The sequence below is a fragment of the Aeromonas sp. s1(2024) genome (assembly GCF_040908005.1).
Lineage (GTDB): Bacteria > Pseudomonadota > Gammaproteobacteria > Enterobacterales > Aeromonadaceae > Aeromonas > Aeromonas caviae.
In genome coordinates this window covers 1-9,908 of record NZ_JBFOCW010000086.1, presented here as the reverse complement: position 1 = coordinate 9,908, position 9,908 = coordinate 1, and the positions used below count along the sequence as shown (strand labels likewise).

Annotated in this window: 11 protein-coding genes; all 11 read right to left on the bottom strand. The window is 60.7% G+C overall.

What is annotated here, in order from left to right; translation table 11 throughout:
• Positions 1–154: 154 nt before the first annotated feature.
• Positions 155–646 carry a phage tail protein gene (locus AB5Y70_RS20520; RefSeq protein ID WP_104452358.1) on the bottom strand — a complete coding sequence of 164 codons (492 nt, stop codon included), beginning with the start codon at positions 644–646 and terminating at the stop codon, positions 155–157.
• Between the two features lie 12 nt (positions 647–658).
• A complete protein-coding gene (locus tag AB5Y70_RS20515) occupies positions 659–3,094 on the bottom strand; it encodes a phage tail tape measure protein (RefSeq protein ID WP_368176124.1) in 2,436 nt (811 codons plus the stop codon).
• Positions 3,091–3,222, bottom strand: a complete 132-nt coding sequence (locus tag AB5Y70_RS20510; protein ID WP_024943529.1) for a GpE family phage tail protein — start codon at positions 3,220–3,222, stop codon at positions 3,091–3,093. Before AB5Y70_RS20510 ends, AB5Y70_RS20515 begins: the two co-directional genes overlap by 4 nt.
• An 8-nt stretch (positions 3,223–3,230) precedes the next feature.
• Complete coding sequence (locus AB5Y70_RS20505) at positions 3,231–3,515, bottom strand: phage tail assembly protein (protein WP_104452360.1); 285 nt, start codon at positions 3,513–3,515, stop codon at positions 3,231–3,233.
• Positions 3,516–3,595: 80 nt separating this feature from the next.
• Positions 3,596–4,114, bottom strand: coding sequence for a phage major tail tube protein (locus AB5Y70_RS20500; RefSeq protein WP_104452361.1), 519 nt, complete (start codon positions 4,112–4,114; stop codon positions 3,596–3,598).
• Between the two features lie 9 nt (positions 4,115–4,123).
• Positions 4,124–5,296: a phage tail sheath protein gene (locus tag AB5Y70_RS20495; protein ID WP_368175971.1), complete on the bottom strand. Its 1,173-nt coding sequence runs from the start codon at positions 5,294–5,296 to the stop codon at positions 4,124–4,126.
• Between the two features lie 206 nt (positions 5,297–5,502).
• A complete protein-coding gene (locus AB5Y70_RS20490; RefSeq protein WP_368175969.1) occupies positions 5,503–7,419 on the bottom strand; it encodes a phage tail protein in 1,917 nt (638 codons plus the stop codon).
• Positions 7,420–7,421: 2 nt separating this feature from the next.
• Positions 7,422–8,039: a phage tail protein I gene (locus AB5Y70_RS20485; protein WP_368175968.1), complete on the bottom strand. Its 618-nt coding sequence runs from the start codon at positions 8,037–8,039 to the stop codon at positions 7,422–7,424.
• Positions 8,036–8,935: a baseplate J/gp47 family protein gene (locus tag AB5Y70_RS20480; RefSeq protein ID WP_368175967.1), complete on the bottom strand. Its 900-nt coding sequence runs from the start codon at positions 8,933–8,935 to the stop codon at positions 8,036–8,038. The genes AB5Y70_RS20485 and AB5Y70_RS20480 overlap by 4 nt, the downstream gene beginning before the upstream one ends.
• Positions 8,932–9,303, bottom strand: coding sequence for a GPW/gp25 family protein (locus tag AB5Y70_RS20475; protein ID WP_270821271.1), 372 nt, complete (start codon positions 9,301–9,303; stop codon positions 8,932–8,934). Before AB5Y70_RS20475 ends, AB5Y70_RS20480 begins: the two co-directional genes overlap by 4 nt.
• Positions 9,300–9,908, bottom strand: a 609-nt coding sequence (locus tag AB5Y70_RS20470; RefSeq protein WP_368176001.1) for a phage baseplate assembly protein V, incomplete at its 5' end; no start/stop codon positions are given. The genes AB5Y70_RS20475 and AB5Y70_RS20470, both read right to left, overlap by 4 nt.

Here is a 9,908-nt window from a genome sequence, read left to right as displayed (position 1 = left end):
GACATCAGGCGCGGCCTGATGGCGGCCGAGATGTCTTTGCCGTCGACCAGTACCTGGTAAGCCGGTACCGGGTGGCCTTGGCGCAAGGCGTCGAGCGGATTGGTCAGCCCCAAGTTTTCGGCCAATCGCGTGCCGAACTGGTCGAAAGCCCCCATCAGAGAAGCCCCCCGAGCTTGTTGCCGATACTGCCGACCAGCTTGCCCAGGCCCAGGCGGCCAAAGAGGTTGCCCGCAGTGCGGCCCAGCAGGGTTTGGACAAGGGATCTGTCGTTGTCATCGACCCGCTTGAGCTTGATGGTGAACTCGATTTTACGGGCGGTGCCATCGCTGAAAAACTCGCTGCGGGTGGTGCTGATGCCCTCGATCACGAATGACCCACGCATGACGCCATCGCCCTGGATCAGCGGGAAAGCCTGACCGCTGTCAGCCATATTGTTGAGCAAGTCGAGGGAGACGGGGCCGCCGGTCACTTCGGGCAGCAGCACCCCGCTCAGGGTGGTGGTTTCATCATCTGGGCCGAGGAACTGATAGGCAGGGCGAGCACCGATCCGGTTATTGCCCGGATGGCGCCATGCCCGTTCGTCTTGTTGTGAGAGGGGGGCGAGGGTCGAGCGCATAAACACGAACCAGCCCAGGGTCATCATCATGACTGTTGCTCCTTAGTTGCGGTCGGTCAGGGAGGCGCGGCCATTGGCAGCGGCCTGCCGCTCGCGTCTGTCCAGTTCGCGGCGCACCTCTTGCGCCACATCCGCGCCGGATTGCCCCGGTTGCTGGACGATGTGGATAGGGGCGTTGATCTCGGTGGTGGTGCTGCCTCTGGCGACTGGGCGCGGCGGCGTCACGATGCGCGGACCGTAGCCGGATCCCCCGGCCATGGCGGGAGTGTTGTAGTTGCCGGTGAGGTAGCCTGACGGGTTGACGTTGGCCGTGACCGAGCCACCCCCTTTCATCCAGTCCGGCAGCAGGTCGGTGAGGGCCTTTATCTTGGCTTTCAGGCTCTCCCACTTTGCAGTGATGCCACCAATCAGACCGTCGACGATGGCCTTGCCCTTGTTGGCCGCCCCCGCTGGCAAGGTGTCGAAGAAGGCCCAGATCTCACCCCAGTGCATAGTCAGCATGCCGATGGGGGTCCATGAGAATAGTTCTTTCAGGAGCTCCCAGAAGGCGAGCGCAGGGGCCTGACACTGCGCCCACAATCCGCTGAACCATGCGGCGACGCCATCCCAGTTTTTGTAGAGCAGGTAAGCCCCGGCGGCGATGGCCACAATGCCCATGATGAACCAGCCAATGGGGTTGGTGAGCATGGCGATGCCGAGCCTGACCATGCCCATGGTCAGTGCCTTGATGAAGGTCAGCAGGGGGCTCCCATAGACCAGCAGCATCGACATCCCCATTTTGATGGCCGCCAGCGGGCCCAGCAGGCCAGCAACAATCAGCAGCAGTGAACCGCCAGCGGCGGCGGCCACGGCTGTCACGGCCGCGATGCGGGTCAGGGTGGAAGTGAGTTCAGGGTTGGCCCGCATCCAGTTGCCGGTGACCTGGATAATCTCGGTGATGCGCTGGATGATCCCGCGCATCGGTCCGTTCTCGGTCTCCATCATCTGGATGCCCACGTCATCCCACGCGGAGGTGAGGTTATCCAGATCACCGATGGCGTTATCAGCCATGACCTTGGCGACCTTGCCCGCTTCGCCTTGGGATTGCTTCAAGGTGGCGATGAGCTCCTGCAGCTTGCCGGATCCCGCCTGTTCGGTCAGTACGGCCAGAGCGGCGAAGGCTTCCTCACCGGCGATGGCCTTGAAGTAGCCCGATCGGGTGGTGTCCCCCATCTTGCTGGTCTTCTTGTAGAGCTCGTCGAGAATATCGGGCAGGGCGCGCAGGTTACCGGCGGCATCGGCGGTCTTCACGTTCAGGGCGGCGAGCGCGTCATGTGCGGCCTTGGGGGGCGCCGCGAGGCGGCCGAGAATGGCCCGCATGGCGGTACCGCCCATGCTGCCTTGGATACCGGCATCCCCCAGCTTGCCCGCCATGGCGGAGGCAGTTTCAAGGTCCACGCCAAGGCCCGCCGCTACCGGGCCCACGTACTTCATGGTTTCCCCCAGCATCTGCAAATCGACGTTGGCGCGGGTGAAGGTGCCGACCATCACATCCCCGAGTCGGGTCATCTGGTTTGCCGGCAGCTTGAAGCCGGTCAGGATGTTGGAGCCGATATCCGCTGCGGCAGCGATCTCGACACCCCCTGCCTTGGCGATGTCGAGCACCCCAGGCATGGCGTCACGGATCGCCTTGGGTGTAAAGCCAGCCATGGCGAGGAAGCCCTGGCCCTGTGCCGCTTCGCCCGCCGTGAAGGCGGTATTGGCGCCGAGCTCTCGGGCCTGAGCCCGCAAGGCGGCCAGTTCGCTGCTGCCTTTGTCCAGCCTGGTGATCGCCTGCACCTTGGACATGTCGACATCAAAGCCCATGGCCTTGCTGGCGATGTTGGTGCCCTTGTAGATGGCTGCAGCACCGGTTGCCATGCCTGCGGCGCCATAGCCCGCTATGGTGCCGCGCATCGACATGGTCTTGTCATAGCTGGCCTTGACCTGGTTGAGGCGCTTTTGCTGGTCGGCCAATTGGCCCAGCTTGGCGCGCTGCTGGTCGAGCTGGGTATTGGCTGCAGCCAAATCGGTCTTGAGGCGGCGCTGGTGTTCGCCGAGCTGTTTGGTGTTGATGCCGGCTTCGTTCATGGCGCGTTTCAGGCTGCCGTGACGGGCAACCATTTCACGCTCTTGCTGGGAGAGGTCGCGCACCTTCTGCTTGGCCTGCTCCATGGCCCGGGTCATGGCCTTGGTCGGCTGTTCTACCTTGGCGAACTGTTGGGCCATCTGCTGGGCATCACGCTGGGCTTGGTTAAGCTGGGCGCGGGTGGCGCCAATCTGGCGTCCCAGGGTGCGATAACCGTCAATCTGGCCGCTCTGAGTTTCCAGCTCTTTGATGCGCTTTTTGGTGGCGAGCAGGTCTTGAGCGGTCAGGCGGCTCTGGCCGCTGACTGCTTTGAGGGGGGCGGTGATCTTGTCAACCGCCCCGAGCAGGATTTGCAGTTTGAGAGGGTTCATTGTTCTTCGGCCCCGTTGATGCGGTTGTGGGTTTCAACGAGGCGTTGGTGCCAGCCCATCAGCTCGCTGATCTCCATGGCCGCCATCTCGGACGGCGGCCAGTGGGCGATGATGGCGATCTCTGCCATCAGGTCATCTATGCAGTGAGGTAGGCCTCCTGCTGCGAGCCCATCAAAAAACCGACCACCACTACCCCGGCTTTGAGCAGGTCAGCCGGGTCCATGTCGTTGACTTCCTTTTCGGTCAGGTCGGTGATGCGGGGCAGCAGTTTGATGAGGGTATCCACGTTCATCTGGACGATGTCCATCGTGTTGAGCCCGCGCAGGTGGCCCGCCTTCTTGGGGCTGCGGATGATCAGGCTGTTGAGGGTGTTCTCGCCGCGCTGGATCGGGGTGTCGAGGGTGATTTCTTTCTGTTCCATGGTGCTTGTTCCTGTTGTGGATGTGGTGAGGGCGGCACTTTCTGTTGGGATAAGGGCCGCCCGTTGGGTTGTTGGGTGGGTTAGAGGCCGATGGCTTTGCGGTGTTCGGCCATGCGGTCGACGCCGTCGGGGCCAATCTCGACCATGTTGATCAGGTCAATCTCGTGCATCACCCGGCCGTTGATGGTCTCTTTGTAGTAGGTGTTGACCATGCTGACCTTGGCCTGGGTGTTGTCGCCTGCCTTGAGGGTGCCGCGGTCGAGCTCTTTGAAGCGGCCACGACAGACGATCTCGACGGCGACCACTTCGCCGGTGTCATCACGCTGGACTGATCCGGCAAAGCGCAGGCTGGTGCCGTCGGCTTTGGGCTCACCCATGCAATTCAGCAGGGGTTCGCCGTAGCCGCCGAAGGTGAATGAGACATCGAGGGCGCTGTCATCCAGCCCCATGTCGATGTTGACAGCACCCCCCATACCGCCGCCGCGATAGGCTTCAAACTTGCGGGACAGCTTGGCCGGGGTGAAATCTTCCGCTTCACCGACCCAGTTATCGCCATTGAGGAAGACGTTCAGGCGTTTGAGTTTGCGTGGCAGTGCCATGGTGGCTCCTTATGCGGCGGCCGCGACGCGGGCGCCGAAGTCGATGAGGTAGGTGTCGGTGATGCGCTGGATGAAGCCGAGGTCTTCGAGCGGCGGCACCGGGGTGTAGTTGTAATCGATGCGCAGCTTGCCGGCCTTGAGGGTGTCTTTGTCGTTGAGCTCCTCGTTGTACCAGCAGTCAAAACCGAGCAGGTAACCGCCTGCCACCAGTTCGCGGCCTTTGGCCTTGATGCCCTCGACGATGTCCTTCACCAGGGTGGGGGTGAGCGGTTTGTCGTTGGCCCACATGTGTGCCTCGGCCATGGTGTCGGCCAGGATCTGGGCGGTGCGGGTGTAGTTCTCGAAGGCGAACAGCGGGTCATCGGAACAGGTGCGGTTGCCCCAGTAGCGGAAGCCGTCCGCCCGGATCAGGGCGGTGACTTCGCTCGCGTTGAGCAGGCCGACCTCGGTGTCGGGGTCTTGCAGATCCCAGAACAGGGCCTTGGTCATGCCATCGACCCCGGTCACGCCGACGTTCGACAGGGTCTTGTGCCAGCCGATCTCCTTGTCGATGAATGCCCGCATGGCGGCCGCCTTGAGGCAGGCATCGAGCTTGATGCTGGCATTGGCGGCGGTGTCCCAGGCGGTCCAGTCGCCGTGGATCGGCATCAGTTCGCGGCTGGAGAAGTTCTCGCGGTAGGCGAGCGCCGCCTCGACGGTGTCGGCAATGGTTGGCACATAGGCGAAGGCGCGCAGCTTTTTGGCCGCACCCGCCAGGGCAGTGGCGATGGATAGGGTGCAGTTGTCCGGCACGCAGAGGATGCGCGGCTTGACGCCCGTGACCGGGGCGGCCCGCTCCAGCGCCTTGAGGCCGGTATAGCTGCCATCCGGCAGTATGGTGCCGATGATGTTGCTGGTGAGCTCGGCGGCGTCGGCACCATCGGCCACACGCACGGCGATGACGATGGTGTTGACGGTGTCATAGATGGTTTGCAGCGAGCGTTTGAGGTTGCCGGTGCTGCCCGCCTTGGCGATGGCCGCCGGCAGGTTGGCAATCAGCACGGGTTTGTTGAGGGGGAAGTAAGCGGCATCCGCATCGCTGCCGGTGCAGATGATGCCGATCACCGCCGTGGCGACGGTGCGGATGGTGCGCGTGCCCTCGTTGACTTCCACGACGCGCACGCCGTGGTGAAATTGGTCCAGTGCCATAGGTTCTCCTGTTGTCCGGACGGAGCATTCTGTGCGTAGGTAATGCCTGTGATGCGAGCAGGGTCAGGATGCAGGGGCAGGGGATGTCTGGCGAGCGGCGGCCAGTGTGTGAGGGCCGTACACACTGGCGAAGCGGTGACAAGGTGACGGATGACGGCAGTCACGAAACACCCCGCACAGGCGGGGTGGTTGGCGGTGAATCAGTCGGTGAAGTAGCTGATGGTAAATGCCAGCCTGGCATTGTCCGACACGCTCACGACATCGGCATAAGGTTGTCCTGGCGCCACACCTCGAATGATGGCGAATGGTTCACCTTTAATGCAGTCGATCACAAATTGGCGGGATGTATCAGGGAGGTTGACACCAACAATCATGCCTATCGCCCCTGATTGTTCCATGATGCTGGATGATGTCGGGAAGGGCAGGTTTACGCCTATGTACCCATCCATCGCAGGGTCTATATTTTTTACTCCCATGGCTACCTGAGCAATAACCAACCGTCCCATCTTCACATAGTGGCCATGGCGATATTCATATTCATTCTGGCCTGAGTGGCTGTACCCAGCAATTGATGGTAGCCATGTGCCATGAACCCCCGGTTCCAGTGCTGCTTCAGAGACTCCCAGCAGTCCATTTAGTTGCCTGACGACATGTTCGAAGATGGCCTGATGACCGGCATCATTGGGGTGTACCCCATCGATATACATATTGTTTTCAAGCAGGTCGAGCGATGAGCAATCGATCACCATCACCCCCAGCTCTGCGGCAAGCAGCCTAATGGATGCAGCGTATTGAATGTGGCGGGCTTTTGCGGCTGGCCAGATATGTTCATCTGCGATCGGTGGGATCATGATGGCGACGACATTGTCGCCATGATTGAGGGTGACCGCGATATTTTTGATGTTGGCTTTCAGCTGGTCTGGCGTGGTGGCTTTACCACTGTTGTAGATATCGTTGGTGCCCAGAGCAATGATGAACAGGTTCTTTTTTGATTCGAAAAATGCCCCCTGTCTTTTGATTGATGCCAGCCGTTCCGGTGTATTGAAATCCGTACTTGATGCGCCCGAGAAGGCCATTCTGTTGATGTGGATCCGCTCATCTGCATGGTTCAACCTGATTAGGCCTGTCAGCGTCACATCACCATCAACGGCCTTGATAGTATGGCGGCCGTAACCTCGACTGGCATAGAGTGATGGGAATGTCAGGGCATCCACTATGTTCTCCCCTGCACAGTCGATGGTTTTATAAACCACGCCATCCTTCATGAACTGGAGCTTGCCTGCCGAAGGGGTGCGGTTGAAGTAGACCTCGACAAACTCGAAGTCGCCGTAGAAATACAGAGATGACAGGTTTTCCATCAAGAGTGCTTTGCCTATTGGCCCGGCATCGGTGATGGATGCAGGGCCACTTATCTCGACGCCATATTTGCCGGAAATCTCAAAATTGGAGATGATCTCGGCATCCTGTCCCTGCTCCATGTCCATGATCATTTGGTAAAACATCGAGTACCAGGACTGGGGAAAACTGGATGCGCCAACGCCCTCTGTGATGCTGTCACCCAGTACGTTCACAGAGCCGTAGGACGCCTTGATCAGTTGCAGGCAAGAGTGCAAATCTTTGAAGTTTCTGAGAGCCGTTTTTTCTTTCTCTTTATCAATGGTTTGGCTCAGGTATGCCCGTGACACCATTGCCTGTGACGGGTCGACTATTACTTCCACACTTGCCGAGTTACCGATGGCAATGACCATTTCCAGTGTCATTGTTCTGCCTGAACCCTGTGCCATCACTGACTTGTAGCTTGCGGGAGTATTGGCGACCGCGATCAGGTCGCCATCTGCATCGAACAATCCCAATTCATAGACCCACCACCCCCCTACTGTTTCGGACAAGAACATCTCGGCGATGCGTTGATTCGGGTTGTTGGGATCGACTTCCCATGAATTGATATCTGTCCGGTAGACTTCATTGACGAGGGTGGTCTGTTCCTCGTTCGGTGTGGTTTCAGCACCGTTCCCATCACCCACCGCCATGTGAGTAATGCGCAGAGGAGTGGCGCCCGCAGCCATGGCCAGCTTGTTGATGCCTGTCTGAGTCAATATGGTTTTGTAAATCTGCATGGTTACTCCTGTGTCGGTAAAATGCGCAGAGACTCATTGATGACCGTTGCGCAGCCATAATTTGCACCGCCGCTGGTCGCAACGGTTTTTAGCTCTGGATGGATTGATATTTTGTCGCCTGCCATGACTTCCGCCCCGATCGATGACCCTCCATTTGACTGCATACTCATGTTGATGCCCGTGATATGCCGGGTCATTGGCTTGGCGTTGTAGATCAGGTTCTCTATTTCTTCGTGTAGTTCTTCCGAGATACCAGAGCCGTTTAGCCTCAGATCGATACTGAATGTGCCAGGGGGGTTGTCATGTTCCGTTTGCCACCATTCCACCACGTCAACCAGAAACCCCATTGGCTCAATGACTCGCCTGATTGCACCCACGGTGCCCTTGCGGCTGTGGACGAAGTAGCTATTGGCGATGACCTGGCGCTTGGTGGCCTCAGGCCATTTGTCATCCCAACGGTCGACGCTCCAGCTGGCGGCCAGATAGGGCAGCAGGTGGGTGGGGCAGGTCCAGGGTGACCAGAGTGAGCGGAACGGGATCGGCAAGGCCTGGGCATTGGCACCCGCCGTTGCCAGGCTGCGCTCGGTGCGGGTGGTACTGGGCGGCAGGATGGCACTCATGGCGCTCGCTCCACGGTGAAGCCGGTGCAATAGGCGGCCTGGGTAGGACTGGGGGCGATGTCTGCCCAGCCGATCAAATCGACCTTGCGCACGCCCTGCACATGGAGGGCGGCATCAATGGCAGAGCGTGGCACCTCGACCCCGATGCGGCGGCGCGGGTTGATAAAGGCTGCGAGCTGGTCACGGGCTGCCTGCAGGATCACATCTGCCTCGGCCCCCTGGCTGCTGATGTGCAACTGGGCGGTGATGGTGTAGGGGAGGATGCCGGCTGCCTGCACGGTGAGCCGGTCGGCCACCGGCCGCTTGTCTTCGTGGCTCAGGGCAGCGTCTACCTTGGCAATCAGCGCCGCATCGGCGGTGCCGTCCCCCTCGGTGCTGAGGATGGTGACCAGCGCCTCGGCTGGGGTCGGGCTCGATCCTTTGGCATCGGCGACCTTGCCATCCGCCGAGAGGGCGAAATACTCATAGGCCCCGGTGGGGCCCGCCACGCTCAAGCCATCCCACGCCATCAGGGCGCGCAGGATCAGCGCCTCGTCATCTTCCTTGATTTCTGGCACCGGCGGGGTGGCGGTGTCATCACCCGGCTGGATGATGAGCCGCTGCACCTTCCAGTTAGCCACCAGGTTGTCGAGGTCGCTACCCTTGGCCCAGGCCAACATGTTGGCGACGGCGGCATCGTTGATGCGTTGGCGCAGGATCAGCTCACGATAGGCATTTTCTTGCAGCAGCTTGGTGATGGGCTCGGATTCGAGCGCCAGGGTGGCGGCGATGGCTGCCTGTTGGTCTGCCGGATAGAGGCTGACAAAATAGGCCTTGCGCTCGGCGAGGATGGTCTCGAAATCGAGCACCTCGATCACATCGGGCTGCGGCAGTTGAGAGAGGGTGATGGTGCTCAATTGGCGGCTCCTGTGGGAATGGCAATAGTGGCGCTCTCTGTTCCGGTACCCGGCGCGCCGCCGTCCTTGCGCTGCCAGGTGAGCTCGACGGTAAGGGCGCCATCCATGCCGCCGCCCAGCACATCGACCCGGGTGATGGTGATGCGGGGTTCCCAGTTGATGAGGGCCTGCACGGTGGCGGCCATCAGGCGCAGGCGGGTGGCCTGATGCTGTGGCTGGTCGATGAGGTAAAACAGCTCGCTGCCGTAATCGCGGCGCATGACGCGGGATCCCACCGGGGTGATGAGGATGTCGCGCACCGACTGGATGATGTGGTCGGTGGCGCTGATGGCGCGGCCAGAGGCTGCATTCATGCCGAGCCAGTTCATTGCGGGCCCCCGGAGGTGCCGCTGCCGGTGCTGACATTTCCGTGCTTGTGGGTGGTCACCTCGATGCCGCCGATGGTGGCGCTGGGGGCGGTGATCTTGCCGCCCGCCTCGATGGTTGAACCGACCTTGAGCGCCTGGGTGCATTCCACCATGGGGGTGATCAGCTTGACGGTCACCGAGGCCGAGAGGGTGGCGCGCTTGATGCCGCTAGCATTGAGCGCCCCGGTGGCCGGGTTGTACTCGATGACGGCGCCATCGCTGTATTCGGTGCGGTCGAGATCCGGGTTGTCATCGCCTGCCAAGGGTTCTGGGAAGGCAGCGCAATTGATGGGGCCGACGATGTAGGCATTGCGCAAATCGCCGCTGACCGAGAGCATCAGCACCTGTTCGCCAATGGAGAGGCGATGGCGGGTGCGATTCCTCCCGGCCCGCGCAGTTGCGTAGGGCCGCCAGTTGGTGATGAGGTCGCCTGTCTTGACGCGACATTCCCCTGATCGCACGGCGGTGACGGTGCCGATGCGGATCAGGTTGTCGATCAGGCGTTGGAGTTCAGTCGGGGTCGGTTGCATGGGGCCATTGTTTTGGGCAATGGCGAGTAAGGCGAG

What these genes read in the sequence shown, in the direction of transcription:
- AB5Y70_RS20490 (WP_368175969.1), bottom strand. Translation starts at nt 7,419, where the DNA reads ATGCAGATTTACAAAACCATATTGACTCAGACAGGCATCAACAAGCTG.
- AB5Y70_RS20510 (WP_024943529.1), bottom strand. Translation starts at nt 3,222, where the DNA reads ATGGCAGAGATCGCCATCATCGCCCACTGGCCGCCGTCCGAGATGGCG.
- AB5Y70_RS20515 (WP_368176124.1), bottom strand. Translation starts at nt 3,094, where the DNA reads ATGAACCCTCTCAAACTGCAAATCCTGCTCGGGGCGGTTGACAAGATC.
- AB5Y70_RS20500 (WP_104452361.1), bottom strand. Translation starts at nt 4,114, where the DNA reads ATGGCACTGCCACGCAAACTCAAACGCCTGAACGTCTTCCTCAATGGC.
- AB5Y70_RS20505 (WP_104452360.1), bottom strand. Translation starts at nt 3,515, where the DNA reads ATGGAACAGAAAGAAATCACCCTCGACACCCCGATCCAGCGCGGCGAG.
- AB5Y70_RS20485 (WP_368175968.1), bottom strand. Translation starts at nt 8,039, where the DNA reads ATGAGTGCCATCCTGCCGCCCAGTACCACCCGCACCGAGCGCAGCCTG.
- AB5Y70_RS20520 (WP_104452358.1), bottom strand. Translation starts at nt 646, where the DNA reads ATGATGATGACCCTGGGCTGGTTCGTGTTTATGCGCTCGACCCTCGCC.
- AB5Y70_RS20475 (WP_270821271.1), bottom strand. Translation starts at nt 9,303, where the DNA reads ATGAACTGGCTCGGCATGAATGCAGCCTCTGGCCGCGCCATCAGCGCC.